We start from the raw sequence: 18,914 nt of genomic DNA, 5'->3' as shown, positions 1-18,914 counted from the left end.
GCGGGCAACGCGAACTGCCGCCGCCCCCGTGCCCGCCCTCCCCTCGGCTTACACCTCCCCCGCGTGCGCCCTCGCCCGCACTTCCGCAAACGACGTATCGACGAGCAACCGCCCCGTATCGAACACCGTTTCCAGCGCTTCCTCCCACTCGCCTTCCAGCATCCGGTCGTCCCACGCGGCAGGCAGCGTCGTCGTCCGATACTCACCGGTGCGGAAACTGCGCAGCAGCGTGAGCCGGCCCTTCTTCGAGCGCTTGCCCTGATCGGTGACCGGATCCTTGCGGACGTCGTGCCACACGCCGCCGCGCCGGATCGCCGAGCACTTCATCGCGAAGCGCTGCGTATCGCGGTTCACCTGCTGCAGCAGCCCGCCGCCCATGCCGAACACGACGTTGCCGGCCGCATAGCCCGAGTCGTCGAGCGCGGACAGAATCGCTTCGATCGACAGCTCGTCGACACCGTCGCCCTGGATCACACGCACCCGATTCAGCACGCGCCGCCCCTTGCTGTTCACGGTCGAGCCGAACGATTCGTCGAGCGCGCGCACGGTCTGCAGCACGATCGCCACGGGGTCGCCCGAATCGGGCCGCACGACCAGCGTCGCGCCCGAATCGAGCACGGCCTGCCGAAGCTCGCCGCCCCACAGATCGAGCGCGGCGAACAGATCGTAGGAGTCCGACACGACCGATACGATTGCACCAGGCAGACCAAAGCGACGAATCATGTTCCGGTACGCATCGGCTTCGTGTTCGCGGCCCCACGACGTGATCGTGCTGTGCTCGGCCGCCGGCACCGAGTATGCGGCCATCGGCTCACGATAAAAACGATTCGCGGCCAGCACGCCGAGCACCGTGTCCGAGCCCATGAAGTTCACGAGGTGCGCGGCACCGCCGATCGCGGCCGACTCCGCACTCGATACGCCGCGTGCGCCGAAGTCGTGCAGCTTGAACGGCAGTTGCGCGAGATCGTCGTCGGTCTTTTCGAGGAAGCGGCGGATCGTCTGCCGCAGGTGCCAGCTGCGCGTCGCGACCGTCACCGGATACCACACGCGCAGCAGCATCGTCTCCAGATACGACGCGAGCCAGAACACCTGCGGGTCATCGCACTCGACCGTCATCAGCACGTTGTGCACCGGCACGACCGAGCCTTCTGGTACCGCGCGGATCTTCACCGGCAGGTAGCCGTCGTAGCGTTCGACGATGGTTCGCCACCCTGCTTCGTTGAACGGTTCGCCGTGCACCGTGAAGAAATCGCGCGCTTCGTCGATCATCGCGTGCGTGATCGGCTTGCACAGATATTCCTTCAGCAGCATCTGCAGGCCGAAGAACACCGTACGGTCGTAGCGGCCGCCGCGCGATTCGACGTACGAGAACATCGCCGATGCGTCGGGCGGATATTGCAGGAAGTGGGAAGCCTTGTACGAATCCGTGTTGAGGATCGGATTGGCGAGAACCGCGGCAAAGCCGCCGAGATCGTTTTGCATGGCTAGAGCTCCTCTAGGCCGTTGAAGTGCCGCCGCGTCTGTCGCGGCGGACGGAATGCGGGGAATCAGCGGATCACAGCTTCCCCAGGAAGTGATACGCGATGTCGAAGTGATCCTCGAACATCACGCCGCGCATCTGCGCGAATTCGTTCAGCGGCACCCAGCGTGCCTTGTCGGCATCGTCGCTGCCCTTCACGCGCGGCAGCTCGCCGGTCGGGAAATTGAACAGGCACGCATGCGTGATCGTGCGGCCACGCAGCGAACGCGTCGGGTGATCGAACACCTGGCGATCCTTGATCGAGCCGCGCAGCACGGGCTCCGGCAGCTTCAGGCCGGTTTCCTCGCGCAGTTCGCGGATACAGGCCGCGTCGAGCCGCTCGTCCTGGTTCACGAACCCGCCGGGCAGCGCCCACAGGCCGCGGCCCGGCTCGCTGCGGCGGCGCACGAGCAGGATATGGCCCGAGTGCACGACCACCGCGTCGACCGTCACGAACGTGACCGGATACGGCGCCGCCGCCCACGCCTTGTGATACCCGGCGATGAATTCGGCTTCCGACTTCAGCTGCGCGAATTCCGGCTGCGACCGGAAACGCTCGAGCCAGCCGAACACGGGTTCCGGCACGGCCCACTGTACGAAGCTGTTGGGGCGTTCAGCGAAATACTGGTCGCGGATCTCGGTGGCGGAAATGTCTTCCGTCGCGTCGACGTCGACGAGCTCCCATTGCGGGAACATCCGCAGGTAATACGACGTGGCGTCCTTCTCGTGGCCGATCAGCCCGACCTTGCGCTGCGCGATATCGCCGAGCGCGGACGCGACGGCGTCCTGCACCCAGCGCACCCAGTCGCCGTCGTTGTAGGTCGAATCCTGCAACGGCGCGATGGTGACGCGGTCGCGCTCGGACGCGTCGAGCAGCGAAGCCAGCATCTGGCGGCGCTCGTCGAACGAGAACGGATCTTTGATGGTGCGGGGCTTGTCGGTCGATCCGATCAGCACGCACACGCGCTCGGCCCGGCTCAGTGCCGACTTCAGCACATTCAGGTGACCGCGATGCGGAGGCTGGAAACGACCAATGAAAACGAGCGCGTCGAAGCGCCGGTTCTGTTGCGTACTCATGAGGCTCCCTCAAGAGATTGAAACGCTTCGGGTCTTTCCCGAAGGGTTGAAACGAATCCTAGGGGAAATCCCGGGGTGCGTCAATCGAGCCCGTTCGAGCCCCTCCTCGACTTGACGAAGTCTGAAGAAATGCGCGGCATTGGCGGGTTACACTCGATTTCATCCCAATCCGCGCCATCGCGCCCGCCATCATGAGGATCTCAGTCAGCCGGACCGTCGGCGTCGATCGCAGACGCCTCTTCACGTGGTCGCAGGATTACGCGCGGCGGCTCGTGTGGGACAGCTTCCTCACCGACGCCTATCTGCTCGACGGCATGACGGCCGACGTCGGCGTCGATGCGTTCTGCCGCAGCCAGTCGGGCGCGACGATGGTGTCGCGCTACATCTCGTACCGTCCGCCGCAGGTCGCCGCCGTCGAAATGGTCGACGGGCCGAAAGTGCTCGAACGCTTCAGCGGCAGCTGGAACTTCACCGAGCACACGCCCGGCACGACCGAGGTGAAATTCACGTACCACTTCCGCGTCCAGCCGGCCTGGCTGCGCTGGCTGCTCGAACCGCTGATCGGCGCGTTCTATCTCGTGCAGACGCGCCGGCGTCTCGATTCGTTCAAGCGCTGGGCCGAAGCCGAAGCGTTGCCGCACTGATCATCGCTGCCGCGGGCCACGCGCTCGCGCGGCCCGGCGCGCCCGCGCCACCTCATCCCGAACGTGTTCGAACGCGCCATTGCCGCGCCGTCGGGCATTCACCGCGCATTTGCCAGATTCGCCGAACCCGGGGAAACTACGGGCGGCCGTCACCCTGACGGCGAGCCCCGACCGAGAGAACGGGGCACTCCTCCCTGAAACGGCTACGACACGAACACAATCCGATGAGCCTGATATCCCGATTCTTTGGCCGCAAAGACGAACCCGAAAACCCCGTCGCGCTGGTCGCGGCACCCGACGTCGAGAATCCGCTGAGCGTGACGGTCGTCTTCGACGGCCCGCTGCAGGTCGACATCGCCGCACTGACGGCCGCGCTGCGCGCGTACCACCCGAGCATGAAGCAGGCGCGCGTCGAAACCGAGCCGACGCTGGAGCAGGTATTCGGGCTCGCCGGCTGGGGCAACCACGTCGTCCGGCTCGTCGGCTTCGATGCGCCCTATCCGTCCGAGGCACTGGAAACGTGTGTCGCACCGGCCCACTACGGGCAGGACCTGAAGCAGCAGGTGCGCGCGAGCAGCAGCCACGTGATCCTCTACTACGCCGGACACGAAGCGAATCCGCTCGACCAGTATGTCGCGCTGGTGGCCGTCGCCGGCGCGTTGGCCGAACAGAACGGACTCGCGGTGCTGAACGAGCACGCGCACACGTCGCTGCCGGCCGGCGTCTTCAATGCGAAGGAGCTCGGCGAGGAAAGCCTCGAAGTGCTGCGGGATATCCCGCTGAACCTGTTCTTCTGCGGCTTCGTGAAATACGAAGTCGAAGGCGTCAACGGTGTGTGGATGCGCACCTATGGCGCCGACGTGTTCGGCCTGCCCGATTTCGCCGCGCTCGCGGAAGGTCATCATGAAGGCGAACGCTACTCGGGCATCTTCAACAACGTGATGCATTACCTGCTGGAAAGCGGCGCGCGCATGCACGCTGGCGAAACGATGCAGATCGGCGCGGAAACGTTCATGAAGCTGCGCGAACCGCTCGAGCACGAGTACTACCTGCAGGGGCCGGCTCCGGTGCTGGTGGCCGAGCTGATTTCGGCGGACCAGATCAATCGCTGATTTCACCCCGTCGCATCTTGCTGAACGGCGCACGGGTTCAAAGCTTCGCGAACGGCGTGCGCCGCTGCGCCATCTGACGGCGGCGCGACAGCCGCCGTTCGAACCCGATGAGGAGCCGACCGTGTTCGGTATTCGCCTTGGTCTCACGCTGGCCGCCATCGGCCTCTCGCTGTCGGCCCACGCCGACAGCATCGACTGCTCGCGTGCAAAGACACGCACCGACCGCCTGATATGCAGCGACAAGGCCCTCGTGTCAGCGGACAGCGCATTGTCGAGCGCGTACTACGATGCAGTCGGCATCGCCGCCGACCAGCAAGCGGTCATCCAGTCGCAACGCACATGGCTCAAGCAGCGCGATGCGTGCGGCGACGCGGCGTGCGTCGCAACGGCCTATCGCGACAGGACTGCGGCGCTGAAGCAGGTCAAGCACGCCGGCTGGAAAACCTATCGCGACCCGGTGCTCGGCATCTCGTTCGAGTACCTCGCGAACCGGCAGGTGAAGAAGCCCTGCCCCGAAATCGGCGGCGACCGCTGCATCGCGATCGTCGGCCGCAACATGACCTACAGCAACTACTTCATCGCGTTCGAGATCGTCGACGGCGCGCTGGAGACAATCGCGAAACAGAAAGCGGGATTCGAGCAGCAGGACGACGGCAAGTGGACAACCACGTTTGGCCCCGGCATCGCACAGGAAGTTGAACGTTTTTCCGGTGCTGGCTGGCGCGGCATGCAAGCGACGGTCATATGTGGCATCAGCGATCCGGAAACCGGCTTCCACTCGTCGGCCGGCGAATGCTATTGGGCCGTGCTGGGCAACGGGAAGCGGGCGGCCGTCGCGAATACGCAGGGCATCGTCGGCACCGACGACGCGACGATGCACAGCGTTTCGACGTTCCGGTTCGACCGTTAGCGGGAGCGGCACGACTTGCGCCCCCCCGGGCATGAATCGACGTGCGATGCGTCATCGCAACGAAGCCCCGGCAGAGATCCGCAAGGGTAAACGCACACTGCCTGGCCCGATCCGCAATCGGTCACTTCATCAACCGCACCGTTCGAACCGAATCCGCACTAACGCGCACCGTCCCCGCGCAACGGGAACGTCTCCGCACCCGCATCGCGGCGCAACGTAACCGCCATACCGGTCAGCCATCCTGACGATTTCAGGATCGGGCGCGCCACCGCATATAACCGGTCGGCGCTGGCGCCATACAGGTACAGATAACCGTCGTTGCCGTCGCGATGCAGTTCGGTTTCACCCAGCTCGCCGGCCCCTGCCTGCTTAACCGCACGATCCAGCCTTTGCTCCAGCGCGTGAAGGCGTGCCTGGTCCTTCTCGTCGTAGTCGAAGTGAACCATCACGACCGGCCCGGGCGGCTTCGGCGGCACATCGGCGGCAGCGTTGCCGACGAGCAGCACCCAGCCGAGCAACGCGGCGAACCGGATTCTGTTACGCATATCGGTAAAGGAAGTGGATCGCCCGCTCACGTCGGCGCGCCGCCGCGCGCAACCTGCTGCCGGACTTGCGCCTGCGTGCCGAGCGCAATGGCGATCGCATCGACCGCATCGGCCGCACGAGCCGCGCCGCACATGAAGGCGTCGACGGCCGCAAAGCGATGCTCCGGCCACGTGTGAATCGTGATGTGCGATTCGGCGAGCAGCACGACACCCGTCACGCCATGCTCGCCGCCGAAATGATGGAAATGCGCGCCGATCACGCGTGCGCCCGCCTGCTGCGCCGCTTCGGTAAGGATCGACTCGAGCCGAGCGGCATCGCGCAGCAACGCCGCGTCGATACCGGCCAGGTCCGCCAGCACGTGCGAACCGAGCATCGCGCGCGGCGGTGCGATCTCGTCGCGCGCGGTCATTTGTGCGACCCGTACGACGAGTAGCCGCTGCGGGCCGATGAACTGCCCCAGCCGCTGCCGCCTGAACCGCCGCCGCCGATCGATGCGCAGCTGAACAGCGTGACGACGATCAGGCCGTAGATGCCGTAGAGGATGTACCGGATCACGCGTTACCCCCGTCCGACGCAAAGCTCTTCCACAGCCATTCAGGCAGCCACAGCACCAGCAGGCCGACCAGCACGTAGACGGAGCGGCCGCTGAACGAGAACAGCGAGCCCATGTTCAGGATCACGAGCAATGCGCTGAACACGAGCGGCAGCGGCGCGAAACTGTGCGGGCCTTTCCGGCCGAACAGGCCCGTCGACGCAGTGGCGCCCGTTGCCGCCGCAGCCGCGGCCGTCGCGAGCGCCGGCGTGCCGAAGCGTTCGGCAAGCGTGCTGCCCGACAGCGGCCGCGCGCGCGACCAGACGATCTCCGCGTCGCTGCGCTCGCGCGTCAGCTTGTCCTTCTGCCAGCCGTAGTCGATGATCGACGTGCGATCGCCGACCTGCACGCGCCAGTTGAACGCGCCGACCACGTAGACGACCTCCGAGTCGTATTCCTCGCGCAGGCGGTAAGTCTTGTCGCCGTCGGTCACGTTGGCATCGCTGCCGATCGTCGGCCATTGGTCGAGCACCTGTACGCGCTCCCAGCGCCCTTCGCTCTGCACGAGCCACAGGAAACCGCGCTTCGGGTTCAGCAGCAGGTATTCGTCCCACGTCTCCTCGTCGTCCGGTACGCGGCAACGCATCATCCCGATCACCGTGTACTTCACACCGTCGAACGTGCCGACCGCGCCGAGCTCCAGCGCCCCCTTCACCGCCTCGAGCTTGCGCTGCGCCGCGAACACGGTCTGCTGCTCGGCCGTGCACTGCACGCCCGCATGGCAACTGCCGCACACGACGTAGTCGGCCACGTTCGGCAGATACGACAGCGGCGCGCCGCAGCTCGGGCACGCGAACGGCACCATCTCCGCACCGCGCTTCTCGCGCGTATCGTTTTCGGTATCGCGCAGCCCGGTGAACGCGAGCGCATCGAACTCGAGCGCTTCGCCCGTATAGACGGCCGGGCTCCCGCCGTTCGAATCGGCGTCGGAATAGTCGTAGGTCGCGAACGCATTGCCGGTGCGCAGGTCGACGACGCGCGCCTCCCAGCCGGCATCGACGCGGAACGGCAGTTCGCCGTCGCCGCCCGTGCAGCGCGCGGTGCGCACGTCCGACACGAGAAACGCGCGGCCGCCGTGGTCGATCCGCATGCCCGGTTCGAGCGTGCCGAACGCGGGCCACGCGCCGCCGGACGCATCGTCGGGCTCGCGCACGGTGATTGCATACTGGCCCGACGCATCCGACAGCCAGCCGAACGTGCCGTCGTCGAACACGACATACCACTCGCTCCAAGCGCCGGCGTCGTAGGTCATCTGGATGCGCCCGAGCACCGTGAACGCACGCTTGTCGTAGCGTCCGGCCGTGCCAATCTGGATCGGCGACGCATCGTCGAGCACCGTGGCCAGTTCGCCGATCCGTTCGACGTCGGTGCCACGCTTGAGCAGCGTGCTGCGGCAGAACGCGCAGACGGCCATCACCGCCGCCGCCGAGCGAAACTCGACCGGCGCGCCGCACTGGGGGCACGAGGTACTGAACATGCGTGACGCTTACCGGGTGAGCTTCGCGAGGATCTCGGCCTTCGCGCGCGAATATTCGTCTTCGGTCACGAGGCCCTTGTCGAACAGCGCCTTCAACTGTTCGAGCCGTTGCACGTAATCGGTGCCTTCCGCCGGCGCGGCGGGCTGCGCGGCGGCCACCGGTGCCGCAGCGGGCGCGGGCGGTGCAGCCGGCGCCGGTTGCGCGGCGCCCGCCATCTGGCCAGCCATCGCCTGCCCGATCGCCGCCCCCGCGGCGAGCCCCGCGCCGATCCCGGCGATGCCGCCCGGGTTCTGCGCGGCGAGCGGAATCGCCTGCGCAGTCTGGTATTGCGTGGCGCGTGCAAGGTCGCCGGCCATCCCTGCGCCGATTCGCAGGTCGAGCGCCTTCTGCAACTCCGCCGGCAGCGACACGCTTTCCACCGCGAACGCGTCGAGCGCCAGGCCGTAGCGCGTGAACACCGGCGCCAGCGCGTCGGCGATGCGCTGCGACAGCAACGACTGGTTCGCGGCCATGTCGACGAACGGCACGTCGGCCGAGCCGAACGTGGTGCTCATCGCAGTGACGACCAGGTTGCGCAGTTGCTGCTCGAGATCGTCGACCGTGTACTGCGCGCGCGTGCCGCTGACCTCGCGATAGAACGCGCCCGCGTCGACGATCCGGTACGAGTAGATGCCGAACGCGCGCACCTGCACGAAGCCGAATTCGCGGTCGCGGATCGTCACCGGCTGCGCGGTGCCCCAGCGCCGGCCGAGCTGCAGCCGCGTGCTGAAGAAATAGACGTCCGACTTGAAAGGCGACTGAAAGAGTTTGTCCCAGTTCTTCAGGTACGTGAGCACCGGCAGCGTGTTCGTCTCCAGCGTGTACAACCCTGCCTGGAAGATGTCGGCGATCTTGCCTTCGTTGACGAAGATCGCGACCTGCGTCTCGCGCACGGTCAGCTTGCCGCCGTAGCGGATTTCCATGTCTTCCATCGGATAGCGCCAGGCCAGCACGCCATCGGTGTCTTCGGTCCATTGCAGGACGTCGACGAACTGCTTGCGGATAAACGATCCCAGACTCATGTCGGTCTCCTCGAAACGCGTGGCGCGTCAGGTCAGGCAGGCGGCATTGATGATGCCGACGACGAGCGACGCGGTGCCCATCAGGCCGCCCATCGCGACGTTGCGATCCTCGATCGCATGATTCATGCCGGGCATCAGGCGTGTGAGCGCCGCATAGGTGATCAGTTGCACGGCCATCGCGCCGACGGCCCAGATCACGACTTCGCCGAGCGTGGAATTGTGCGCGATGCTGGACGCGAGCGTCAGGCAGAAGCCGATCAGCGCGCCGCCGAACGACAGCGTCGCGGCCGCGTTGCCGTCGCGGATCAGTGCCAGTTCGTCGAACGGGGTGACCTTCAGGTACACTGCCGCGAACACAAGAAGCAGCACGAACGCCGACAGTAAATGAACCGCATAGAGATAGGCACTATTCATTCTTTCCCTCGGATTTTGTGCTCGGTTCGCCGCCCCGTCGCCGGCCGGCCCGCGCAGGGCCCGCAGACAAAATTCCGCGCCAGTATATCCACATTGCCGACCGCTGCACAACGGACGCACCATGCTGCATAGGCGCGCGCTCGTCCTGTCGATTCTCGTGCTCGCGTCGTGCGGGCTCGGCTACGAACTGATCAGCAGCGCGCTGTCCAGCTACCTGCTCGGCGATTCGATCCTGCAGTTCTCGTCGGTGATCGGCTGCTACCTGTTTGCGATGGGGATCGGCTCGTGGCTCGCGAAGTTCGTCGAGGACGACGACGTGCTCGACCGCTTCGTCGACATCGAGTTGCTCGTCGGCCTGCTCGGCGGCGTGTCGGCCGCGCTGCTGTTCGCGGTGTTCGCGTGGCTCGCCGCGCCGTTCCGCGCGGCGCTCTATGCGCTCGTGCTGGCGCTCGGCATGCTGATCGGGATGGAGATCCCGCTCGTGATGCGCGCGTTCCAGCAACGGCGCCAGGCGTTCCGCCATACCGTCAGCGAAGTGCTGACCTTCGACTATCTCGGCTCGCTCGCCGTGTCGCTGATCTTCCCGCTCGTGCTCGCACCGCGTCTCGGCCTGCTGCGCACCAGCTTCCTGTTCGGGCTCCTGAACGCGTTCGTCGCGCTCTGGACGACACACCTGTTCCGCGACGAGATCCGCAACGTGCGCGGCAAGCTGATGCGCGCGTCGCTCGTGATCGGGCTGCTCGTCGCCGGCTTCGCGCTGTCGGACCGCATCACGCACTGGGCCGAACACGGCGTGTACGGCGACGAGACGATCTATTCGGAAACGACGCCGTACCAGCGGATCGTGCTCACGCAGTGGCACGACGACATGCGCCTGTACCTGAACGGCAACCTGCAGTTCTCGTCGCGCGACGAGCATCGCTATCACGAGGCGCTGATCCACCCGACGATCGACGCGCTGCCGTGGGCGAAGCGCGTGCTCGTGCTCGGCGGCGGCGACGGCCTCGCGGTGCGCGAACTGCTGAAGCACCGCAACCTCGAACAGATCACGCTCGTCGATCTCGATCCCGCGATGACGAAGCTGTTCTCGACCTCCGCGCCGCTCGTCAAGCTGAACCAGGGCTCGCTGAAAGACCCGCGCGTGCACGTGATCAACGACGACGCGGTGCGCTGGCTCGAATCGAATGCCGACGTGTACGACGCAATCGTCGTCGACTTCCCCGACCCGACCAACTTCGGGCTCGGCCGGCTGTATTCGGTGCCCGTGTTCCGGCTGCTTGCGCGCCACCTGTCGGAGAACGGCTACGCGGTGATCCAGTCGACGTCGCCGTATTTCGCGCCGCACGCGTACTGGACCATCATCGCGACGCTGCACGAAGCCGGGCTCAACACCTGGCCGTACCACTGCTACGTACCGTCGTTCGGCGACTGGGGCTTCGTGATCGCCGGCAAGCGCCGCGACTTCACGGTGCCGACGCACTACTCGGTGCCCACGCGCTGGCTCGATGCGCAAACGGCCGCCGAGATGTTCCACTTCCCGGCCGACATGCCGGCGCTGCCGATGTCGCCGAACGAACTCAACGACCAGCCGCTCGTGCGCCGCTTCGACGACGACTGGAAACACGTGTTGCGCTGATGGACCGCCGCACGTTCCTCGTCGCGTCGGCGGCCGCGTCGCTCGCCGCCTGCGGGCGCACCGGCTGGATCGAGACGACGCCGCATGTCGGTTACCCGGGCATGCGCGAAGGCCATGCGCTGCGCGACCATGCGACGCTGCCGCCGCCGTCCGGCACGATCGAGACCGACATCGCGATCCTCGGCGCGGGCGCGGCCGGGCTGTCGTGCGCATGGCAGCTGGCGCGCGCGGGACACAAGCGCTTCACGGTGCTCGCCGGCCCCGAATTCGGCGGCAATGCGGCCGGCGGCCGCTTCGGCGATCTCGGCTATCCGAAAGGCGCGCACTACCTGCCGCTGCCGTCGCTCGAATCCACGCATCTGCGCGACATGCTCGCCGATCTCGGCGTGATCGAATCGGCGCCGTTCTCCGCGCGCCCCGTGTACGACGAGCGCGTGCTCGTCCATGCACCCGACGAACGGCTCTTCATCGCGGGACAGTGGCAGGACGGCATCGTGCCGACGGCCGGCCTCGGCGCCGACGAACTCGCACAACAGGCACGCTTCTTCGCGTACACGGACGGGCTGCGCACCGCACGCGGCGCCGATGGCCGCAAGGTGTTCTGCATCCCGATCGCGGAATCGTCACGCGACCCGCGCTGGCGCGCGCTGGACCGGCGCTCGTTCCGCCAATGGCTGCTCGACGAGGGCTACACCGCGAAGGCGCTGCACTGGTACCTGAATTACTGCTGCCGCGACGACTACGGCGCCGGGTACGAGCGCGTGTCCGCGTGGGCCGGCCTGCACTATTTCTCGTCGCGCGGCGGCCACGCGGGCGATGCGAGCGACGGCGCGGTGCTGACCTGGCCCGACGGGCTGCACACGATGGTGACGAAGCTCACCGATTCGATCACCACGCGCACCGGCTCGAACGCATGGTCGCGCGACGGCTTCGCGGTGCGTGCGACCGAACGCGCGGGCGGTGTCGACGTGCTGTGTGCGCGCATCGGCAACGACGGTGCGCTGTCGACGTTCATGCTGAAGGCGCGGCGCGTCGTGTGCGCGATGCCGCTGTTCGTCGCGGCGCGCGTGTTTCCGCAGCTTGCCGCGTACGGCTTCGATCCCGCGCGCGACCTGCCGCCGCGCGCGCCGTGGCTCGTGTCCAACTTCCTGCTCGACGGCATGCCAGCCGAAGAAGCCGGCGTGCCGCTCGCGTGGGACAACGTCGTCTACGACGGCGCGGGGCTCGGCTATGTCGTATCGACGCACCAGCTGATCCGCATGTCGCCACCGACGCGCTCGGTGTTCTCCGCGTACCAGGCGTTGAGCACGCAAGCACCGGACGACACGCGCCGCTGGCTCGCGCAGGCCCAACCCGACGCGTTGCGCGAGCAGGCGGCGATCGACTTGCAGGCCGTGTACGGGCGCAATCTGTGGAAACACGCGACGGCGCTCGAGATCACCGTGCGCGGCCACGCAATGGCGACGCCCGATGTCGGTTTCCTGAGCCGGCCGGGGCTGCTCGCACTGCGCGATGCCGACGGCCCGGTTGTGTTCGCGCACGCGGACCTGTCCGGGTTGTCGCTGTTCGAGGAAGCGTCGTACTGGGGCGTGCTCGCCGCCCGGCGCGTGCTGGCCTGACGGTCGTCATCCGTCATTGCGGCGCCACCGCCACCCGCTATAATCGCCCGACATTCCGACTGCATTGAGCAGGCCGACGGTGCCGCGCCGTCCGACGCGCCGTATGCCCTCCTCGACAACAACAATGACGAACCGAACCATCCGACGCCTTCGCCCGTTCGTGCGCGCCGCCGCGCGCGTGCTCGCCTGCGCCCCGCTGCTCGGCGCGCCGCTGGCGCTGCATGCGGCCGACACCGCACCCGCCTCCGGGCGCTACATCGTCGTCGACACCGGCCATACGCCGGCTCACCCGGGCTCCACCGGGGCGAGCGGCCGCGTCGAGTACCTGTACAACCTCGACCTGTCCGCGGCCGTCGCCGAAAAGCTCAGCGCGCATGGCGACCGCGTGCTGCGTACGTCCGCCGATGGCCGCGAGATCGCGCTCGACCAGCGCTCGACGCAGGCGCCCGACGCGAACCTGTTCGTGTCGATCCATCACGACTCGATGCAGCAGCAGTTCATCGACGCGGGCCGGCAGCGCGAATTCCGCGGCTTCTCGGTGTTCGTGTCGGAACGCAATCCGCACTACGCGGAAAGCCTGCGTTGCGCGAAGGCGATCGCCGAGCGGCTGGTCGCGTCCGGCGAGCGGCCGTCGCTGTATCACGCACAGCCGATCCGCGGCGAGAATCGCCCGCTGATCGACCCGCAGCTCGGCATCCACCGCTTCGACGATCTCGTCGTGCTGCGCACCGCACCGATTCCGGCCGTGCTCGTCGAAGCCGGCGTGATCGTCAATCCGGATGAGGAAGCCCGGCTTGCGCGACGCGAGACGATCCAGAAGCTGTCCACCGCGATCGCGGGCGGGATCGACGCGTGCACGGCACCGCAATAAGCAACGACAAGGCCCGTCGGGCCCAACGGTTTTCACCCAGTCAGGAGCATCACCATGAAAATGAAGAATCTGCTCGCATCCTGCGCGCTGCTCGCGCTTGCCGCTCCGTTCACCGCGCACGCAGCCGGCTGCGCGAAGCCGCACAGCGCGTTCGACCAGGTGTATTGCAGCAGCACCCAGTTCTCGCAGACCGACCGTGACCTCAACGACGAGTACGGCCGCCTGCGCAAGCAACTGAGCAGCGACCAGCAGGCGACGCTGAAGACCGGCCAGCTCGCGTGGCTGAAGCAACGCGATGCGCAGTGCAGCGAGACGCGCAACAACGGCTACCTCGTGGATCTCCAGTGCGCGACCGACATGACGCAGTCGCGCCTGTCGTTCCTGCGCGAGCGTGAACGCGAGTGCACGAGCACGGGTTGCGTGACGTCGAAGCTCGGCGACTAAGGGCGTCGCGCGTGCTGCGCCGCGAAGCGTTTCGCGGCGCAGCGCTTCATGCCTTTGCGAACTTTCCGCTTCGGCACTGTGCAAGGAATGGCGATGCGGCATGAATTCTCTGAAGTCCTCAACGATCTGGTCGACTATTTTCTCGTCGGCGATCTCCAGCTGCTGAAGCGCTTCAAGGAACAGCACGAGTTGCCGGACGACGTCGCGACAGCGTTCACGACGAGCGACAGCGGCGACCGCGCTGTGCTGGAAGGCGTCGTCATTCCGCTGGCCGGCATCGAGAACCATCCGTACACGGTCATCTTCACGCTGGACGACGCAACACCTGAACTGCTGAAAACAGGAAGCCGCCTGCAGCACCGGCGCGGCGGGTACGTGCTGCGCGTCGAACATCGTTCGGTCATGCTCTACACGTGGCGGATTCTCGAACGCTTTAACGACGCAACGGTCAACGCACTGCTCGCGCGTTACCGTGAGCCGGGCAGGCCCGTGATCGAGATCGACAACGGCTGGTACGACGTAGTGATCCTCGGTGGCGAAGTGCCGCGCAACGGCTGGTTCGAGCCTGCGTTCGAATTCGTGCTGAAGAAAACCGACGTGCCGGGCGATGCATCTCAGGTGGATATCAACTACTGCTTCGCGATAGAAGGCAGTCCGGATCCGGCGAATTGAATCCCGCGCGCGACGGCGCGGCACACGGCAACCGAAAAGGCGGAGGACACATGACACCGAACACGATCAACATCGACATCCGCCCTGCCACGCCCGCCGATGCCCCGGCCATCGCCGCCATCCACGTCGCATCCTGGCAGGCCACCTACCCGGGCATCATGCCGGCCGCGTTCCTCGCCGGCCTGTCGGTCGAAAAGCGCACCGCTTCGTGGCGCCATGCGCTCGACGCCGGACGGCCGCGTGTCGCGCTCGCGTTCACCGAAGGCGAACCGACAGGCTGGATCGCCTACGGTCCGACCCGCGACACCGACAAGGATCGCACCTGGGGCGAAATCGAAGCGATCTACCTGCATCCGACGAATTGCGGGCAAGGCGTCGGCGCGGCGTTGGTGGACCATGCATGCGGTGCGCTGCATGACATGGGCCACGCATGGGTGTCGCTCTGGGTGCTGTTCAAGAACCATCGTGCGCGGGCGTTCTATGAACGCGAGGGCTTCGTCGCCGAAGACGACATCAAGACGTTCGAGATCGAAGGCACGCCAATCGAAGAAGTACGTTACTGGCGCGCCTTGCCGAAACGATCGTCATGACGGCATCGCGCCGTCCGCCGCAAGACGCGCCTGCATCAACTGCAGCAACTCGCGAATTTTCGCGTTGACCGAATTGCGGCTCGAATAGGCGCCCAGCAGTTCGAGCGGCGCCGGCGTCATCTCGAGCGGCACGCGCACCAACCGCCCGGCGGCCAGCTCGGCCGCACACCCGCGTTCGACGAGAATCGCGAAGCCGATCCCGCTCACCGCGGCCAAGCCCGCCATCTCGCCGCTATTGACGCGATACCGGCTCGCGACCGGAATCTTGTGAATCCGCCCGTCGTCGTCGGCGAATTGCCACGGCTGCCCTTTCAGCGTGCTCAACGTCGTGATGCACGGCAATTGCCTGAGCTGCTCCGTCCGGGTCGGCATGCCCGTGCGTTCGATCAGCGACGGCGCGGCCACGACGACGCTCGTCAGGCTCACGAGCGGCCTGACGACGAACGCACTGTCGTCCAGCTTGCCGCGATTGACGATGATCGACAGGTCGATATCGTCGCGCAACGTCGAGACGCCCGCGAGACTGGTATCGCAATCGATTTCGACACGCGGATGGCGGCTCGCGAATTCCGCGATGATCGGCCCGAGCATGCGCGGCCCGATTTCGCCGGGCACGCAGAGCTTCAGCACGCCACGCAACTCGGTTTGCTGCGAGGTCAGTTCGAATTCGGCGAGCGTCAGCGCGTCGAGCATCGGCTTCGCGCGCTCATGTAACAGACGCCCGGCCTCCGTCATGCGAAGGTGCCGCGTGCTGCGCTCCAGCAAGCGCACACCCAGCCTCGATTCCAGTTGCGCCACATGGCGGCTCACATTGGAACCGGGTATCGACAGCACGCGCGCGGCGCCGGCAAAGCTGCCTTCGTCGACGACCGACACGAACACGCGAACCGCGTTCAGATCCAGCTTGCTGCGCATCATTATCCCGTTTCAGGTATCAAAGCTCGCCGATTTTCACGGCTTATCCCATTCGTGACCGTAATTTACGATGCGGATCCAGTCAAGGCGTGGCCGCCAACGCACGCACCTGCGACGACGCGAGCACGCGCCAACACCTACGGGAGCATCAACATGGATATCGCCATTCTCGGCGCCGGCGTAGCCGGCATGAGTACCGCGCTCGCGCTTGCCGGGCAAGGGCACCGGATCCGGCTCTACGAACGCAGGCCGTCCGAGACGACGATGGGCGCCGGCGTCGTGTTATGGCCGAATGCCGGCTTCGTGCTCGAGCAACTCGGCCTCCTGCCGGACATCGCCGAAGTCAGCGGCCACCTGCGCACAATGCGGTGCATGGATCGGGACGGCGCCCCGATCAAGCGCGTCGACATCGGCGAACTGGATCGCCATATGGGGTTCCCAACGCGCTCGATACTGCGGCGCGACCTGCAGGCCGTGCTGGCTCGACACGTTGCCGCGCACGACATCGAAGTCTGCTTCGGCCACTGCGCGACGGCGATCGACACCGGCATCGACGGCCGCGCCGTGGTTCATTTCGACAACGGCGCAACGATCGTCCCCGATCTCGTGATCGGCGCGGACGGCCGCATGAACTCCGTCGCGCGACGCCATGTGGTCGGCGACGCCACCCCCGTCTATCAGGGATTCGTCAACTGGATCGGCGTGGCGCAGAGCGATGCCCCGCTGGTCGACGATGTGTCGATATTCGACTACTGGGGCCAGCGCGAGCGATTCGGCATCGTCGCACTGGACCGGCATCGCATGTACTGGGCGGCGGCCCGGGCCGAGGCTGAAATCGACCATCACGACAACGACGATGCGGCGCCGGGTGATCACGGTCCGCTGCTGGAACGGCTCTTCGACGGGTGGCCCGCCCCCATCGCAGACGTGATGCGCGCAACGCCACCGGGCACGATCGCGAAGATCCACGTGCACGATCTCGATCCCGTCGATGTATGGCATCGCGGCAATGTGCTGCTGATCGGCGATGCCGCGCACGCACCACTCCCCACCTCCGGACAAGGCGCGTGCCAGGCGCTCGAGGACGCGTGGCATCTCGCCCGTTGCCTCGACGAGCATGGGAAGGGCAACGGTAGCGACCTCGACGCTGCGCTCGCGTCGTTCACGCAGCGGCGCACCCGGAAAACCGAGGCGATCACGCTGCGCGCACGTGAGTTCGCTCAGCGGCTATTCCGCAACGACACGCACGAAGCCGCCCGGCAGGTCGATCCGACAGCCGAAATCGAAGCACTCGCGAAGGCTTGGGGGGCGGGCCTGCCGATGCCGTTCCTTCGGGATCGATAGGCCTTGATGATGACGCGGTACGCCGGGAAGTCGCGTCGGTCGATGAACCGCACACGACTTCCCGGATCGTCCTGAGTCAACCGTTCAGGCCTGGTAAAACCGGGCCGCCTTTCGCGTGTACCCGACCGTCATTGCACACGCGCCTTGCCGACTTGCTCGACGGTGACCACGCCTTGCTTCGAGCCGAAGTGACTCAGCACGAAGTTCGCGACCGCCGCGATATCCGCATCGCTGTACGCGGCGCCGAAACCCGGCATCTGCTGCGTGCGGCCGCCGACGGTCAGGCTGGTGCCGTGCAGCAGCACCTGGACGAGCGCCGCGCCGGACGGGTCGTTGACCGCATGCGCGCCGACGAGCGACGCATATTCGCTCTGGCGACCGGCACCGTTCCACTGGTGACAACCCGCGCAGTCGCCGGCAAAGAGCCGCTGTCCGCGTTCGAGCGCCTGCGGCAGCGACGCCGCGCCCGGCAGTACCGCGTTCGACGCACGCGCGGCCGACGGATCGAGTTCGATCTTGCCCGTCTGCCCGCCCGTGACCGGACTCACGCTGCGCAGATACACGACCATCGACGCGATGTCGCTCTGCGTCAGGTACTGCAGGCTATGCTCGACCACGTCCGCCATCGGGCCGGCCGCCGAGCTGCGCCCCGGTGCATGGCCGCGCGACAGGTACTGCGCAATCTGTTCGTCGGTCCACGAGCCGAGGCCGTATGCCTGGTCGGACGTCGTGTTGTAAGCCTTCCAGCCTTCGATGTCGGCACCCGACAGATAGTCGCGCGACTTCATCGCGAAACCGACGTTGCGCGGCGTATGGCATTCGCCGCAATGGCCGAGCGCGCCGGCCAGATAGGCGCCGCGATTCCACTCCACGCTCTGCTTCGGATCCGGCGCGAAACGCTGCCCGCGGAAGAACACGGCGTTCCACGCGGCCAGGCCCCAGCGCTGGTTGAACGGGAACGACAGTGCGTTGTCGGGCGGGGCCTGATGCACCGGTTCGAGCGTCATCAGGTACTGCCGGATCGCCAGCACGTCGTCGCGACTCATTTCGGCATACGACGTGTACGGCATCGCCGGATACAGGTTGCCGTGCGAACCCACGCCTTCGCGCACCGCGCGAACGAACGCGTCGTCCGACCAGTTGCCGATGCCGGTTGCCTTGTCCGGCGTGATGTTGGTGGAATACAGCTGCCCGAACGGCAGCTTGAACGGCCTGCCGCCGGCGTAAGGCGTGCCGCCCACGGCCGTATGGCACGCGACGCAGTCGGCAGCCTTCGCCAGATACTCGCCGCGCGCGAGGGTCGCAGGCAGGTCGGCCGGCGTGCCGGCGACCGGCGGTTGGGGTTCGGTGCCGGCGGGGGTCAGCCACGCGCGGCCGGCCACACCGGCCGCGACCACGACGACGGCCGCAACGGCATAGCCGATGACTCGACGAAATTTCACGATGGATGCTTCTCTTGAATTCGATAGG

Annotated in this window: 20 protein-coding genes; 10 read left to right on the top strand and 10 right to left on the bottom strand. The window is 66.5% G+C overall.

Annotated features, from left to right (window positions below; translation table 11 throughout):
- Positions 1 to 48: 48 nt before the first annotated feature.
- Entirely contained in the window at positions 49 to 1,482 is a 1,434-nt protein-coding gene (locus tag BCEP18194_RS26915; RefSeq protein WP_011354434.1) for a nicotinate phosphoribosyltransferase, read from the bottom strand.
- Positions 1,483 to 1,555: 73 nt separating this feature from the next.
- Positions 1,556 to 2,596 (bottom strand): bifunctional nicotinamide-nucleotide adenylyltransferase/Nudix hydroxylase, encoded by a 1,041-nt coding sequence (locus BCEP18194_RS26910; RefSeq protein WP_011354433.1) that lies wholly within the window; start codon positions 2,594 to 2,596, stop codon positions 1,556 to 1,558.
- Positions 2,597 to 2,787: 191 nt separating this feature from the next.
- Here BCEP18194_RS26910 and BCEP18194_RS26905 point away from each other — a divergent pair, with 191 nt between their 5' ends.
- The 3 genes from BCEP18194_RS26905 to BCEP18194_RS38835 all read left to right on the top strand — a co-directional run bounded on the left by BCEP18194_RS26905 (position 2,788) and on the right by BCEP18194_RS38835 (position 5,262).
- Complete coding sequence (locus BCEP18194_RS26905; RefSeq protein WP_011354432.1) at positions 2,788 to 3,240, top strand: type II toxin-antitoxin system RatA family toxin; 453 nt, start codon at positions 2,788 to 2,790, stop codon at positions 3,238 to 3,240.
- Positions 3,241 to 3,464: 224 nt separating this feature from the next.
- Entirely contained in the window at positions 3,465 to 4,352 is an 888-nt protein-coding gene (locus BCEP18194_RS26900; protein ID WP_011354431.1) for a DUF4261 domain-containing protein, read from the top strand.
- A gap of 121 nt (positions 4,353 to 4,473) precedes the next feature.
- Positions 4,474 to 5,262 (top strand): lysozyme inhibitor LprI family protein, encoded by a 789-nt coding sequence (locus tag BCEP18194_RS38835; protein ID WP_011354430.1) that lies wholly within the window; start codon positions 4,474 to 4,476, stop codon positions 5,260 to 5,262.
- A 158-nt stretch (positions 5,263 to 5,420) separates the two neighbouring features.
- On the opposite strand, the gene BCEP18194_RS41920 is transcribed toward BCEP18194_RS38835, so the two are convergent.
- Genes BCEP18194_RS41920 through BCEP18194_RS26870 form a run of 6 tightly spaced genes read right to left on the bottom strand, consistent with a single transcriptional unit; the run spans position 5,421 to position 9,353 of the window.
- Positions 5,421 to 5,837, bottom strand: coding sequence for a hypothetical protein (locus tag BCEP18194_RS41920; RefSeq protein WP_208860726.1), 417 nt, complete (start codon positions 5,835 to 5,837; stop codon positions 5,421 to 5,423).
- Positions 5,834 to 6,217: an adenosylmethionine decarboxylase gene (speD, locus tag BCEP18194_RS26885; protein WP_011354428.1), complete on the bottom strand. Its 384-nt coding sequence runs from the start codon at positions 6,215 to 6,217 to the stop codon at positions 5,834 to 5,836. The genes BCEP18194_RS41920 and speD overlap by 4 nt, the downstream gene beginning before the upstream one ends.
- On the bottom strand, positions 6,214 to 6,363 hold the full coding sequence (locus BCEP18194_RS41355; protein WP_157687246.1) for a hypothetical protein: 150 nt from the start codon (positions 6,361 to 6,363) through the stop codon (positions 6,214 to 6,216). The genes speD and BCEP18194_RS41355 overlap by 4 nt, the downstream gene beginning before the upstream one ends.
- Positions 6,360 to 7,877 (bottom strand): DUF4178 domain-containing protein, encoded by a 1,518-nt coding sequence (locus BCEP18194_RS26880; RefSeq protein ID WP_011354427.1) that lies wholly within the window; start codon positions 7,875 to 7,877, stop codon positions 6,360 to 6,362. Before BCEP18194_RS26880 ends, BCEP18194_RS41355 begins: the two co-directional genes overlap by 4 nt.
- 9 nt (positions 7,878 to 7,886) lie before the next feature.
- Positions 7,887 to 8,939, bottom strand: coding sequence for an SPFH domain-containing protein (locus BCEP18194_RS26875; protein WP_011354426.1), 1,053 nt, complete (start codon positions 8,937 to 8,939; stop codon positions 7,887 to 7,889).
- Positions 8,940 to 8,966: 27 nt separating this feature from the next.
- Entirely contained in the window at positions 8,967 to 9,353 is a 387-nt protein-coding gene (locus tag BCEP18194_RS26870; RefSeq protein WP_011354425.1) for a DUF350 domain-containing protein, read from the bottom strand.
- A gap of 121 nt (positions 9,354 to 9,474) precedes the next feature.
- Between BCEP18194_RS26870 and BCEP18194_RS26865 the strand changes: the two genes are divergently transcribed.
- The 6 genes from BCEP18194_RS26865 to BCEP18194_RS26840 all read left to right on the top strand — a co-directional run bounded on the left by BCEP18194_RS26865 (position 9,475) and on the right by BCEP18194_RS26840 (position 15,185).
- A complete protein-coding gene (locus tag BCEP18194_RS26865) occupies positions 9,475 to 10,989 on the top strand; it encodes a polyamine aminopropyltransferase (protein ID WP_011354424.1) in 1,515 nt (504 codons plus the stop codon).
- Complete coding sequence (locus tag BCEP18194_RS26860; RefSeq protein ID WP_011354423.1) at positions 10,989 to 12,608, top strand: NAD(P)-binding protein; 1,620 nt, start codon at positions 10,989 to 10,991, stop codon at positions 12,606 to 12,608. The genes BCEP18194_RS26865 and BCEP18194_RS26860 overlap by 1 nt, the downstream gene beginning before the upstream one ends.
- Positions 12,609 to 12,732: 124 nt before the next feature.
- The gene (locus BCEP18194_RS26855; RefSeq protein ID WP_041493217.1) at positions 12,733 to 13,479 is read left to right on the top strand and encodes an N-acetylmuramoyl-L-alanine amidase family protein; all 747 of its coding nucleotides are present in this window, start codon (positions 12,733 to 12,735) and stop codon (positions 13,477 to 13,479) included.
- A gap of 54 nt (positions 13,480 to 13,533) precedes the next feature.
- On the top strand, positions 13,534 to 13,923 hold the full coding sequence (locus BCEP18194_RS26850; protein WP_011354421.1) for a lysozyme inhibitor LprI family protein: 390 nt from the start codon (positions 13,534 to 13,536) through the stop codon (positions 13,921 to 13,923).
- Positions 13,924 to 14,016: 93 nt separating this feature from the next.
- Positions 14,017 to 14,595: a hypothetical protein gene (locus BCEP18194_RS26845; RefSeq protein ID WP_011354420.1), complete on the top strand. Its 579-nt coding sequence runs from the start codon at positions 14,017 to 14,019 to the stop codon at positions 14,593 to 14,595.
- A gap of 50 nt (positions 14,596 to 14,645) precedes the next feature.
- The gene (locus BCEP18194_RS26840; protein WP_011354419.1) at positions 14,646 to 15,185 is read left to right on the top strand and encodes a GNAT family N-acetyltransferase; all 540 of its coding nucleotides are present in this window, start codon (positions 14,646 to 14,648) and stop codon (positions 15,183 to 15,185) included.
- On the opposite strand, the gene BCEP18194_RS26835 is transcribed toward BCEP18194_RS26840, so the two are convergent.
- Positions 15,180 to 16,100, bottom strand: a complete 921-nt coding sequence (locus BCEP18194_RS26835; RefSeq protein ID WP_011354418.1) for a LysR family transcriptional regulator — start codon at positions 16,098 to 16,100, stop codon at positions 15,180 to 15,182. The two genes, BCEP18194_RS26840 and BCEP18194_RS26835, sit on opposite strands and share 6 nt — an antisense overlap.
- 153 nt (positions 16,101 to 16,253) lie before the next feature.
- On the opposite strand from BCEP18194_RS26835, the gene BCEP18194_RS26830 reads away from it, so the two are divergent.
- Positions 16,254 to 17,444, top strand: coding sequence for an FAD-dependent oxidoreductase (locus tag BCEP18194_RS26830; protein ID WP_011354417.1), 1,191 nt, complete (start codon positions 16,254 to 16,256; stop codon positions 17,442 to 17,444).
- A gap of 128 nt (positions 17,445 to 17,572) precedes the next feature.
- On the opposite strand, the gene BCEP18194_RS26825 is transcribed toward BCEP18194_RS26830, so the two are convergent.
- Positions 17,573 to 18,886 carry a c-type cytochrome gene (locus BCEP18194_RS26825; protein WP_011354416.1) on the bottom strand — a complete coding sequence of 438 codons (1,314 nt, stop codon included), beginning with the start codon at positions 18,884 to 18,886 and terminating at the stop codon, positions 17,573 to 17,575.
- Between the last annotated feature and the right edge of the window lie 28 nt (positions 18,887 to 18,914).

This window comes from Burkholderia lata (assembly GCF_000012945.1).
Classification (GTDB): domain Bacteria; phylum Pseudomonadota; class Gammaproteobacteria; order Burkholderiales; family Burkholderiaceae; genus Burkholderia; species Burkholderia lata.
This window is presented reverse-complemented; position numbering and strand designations above follow the sequence as displayed.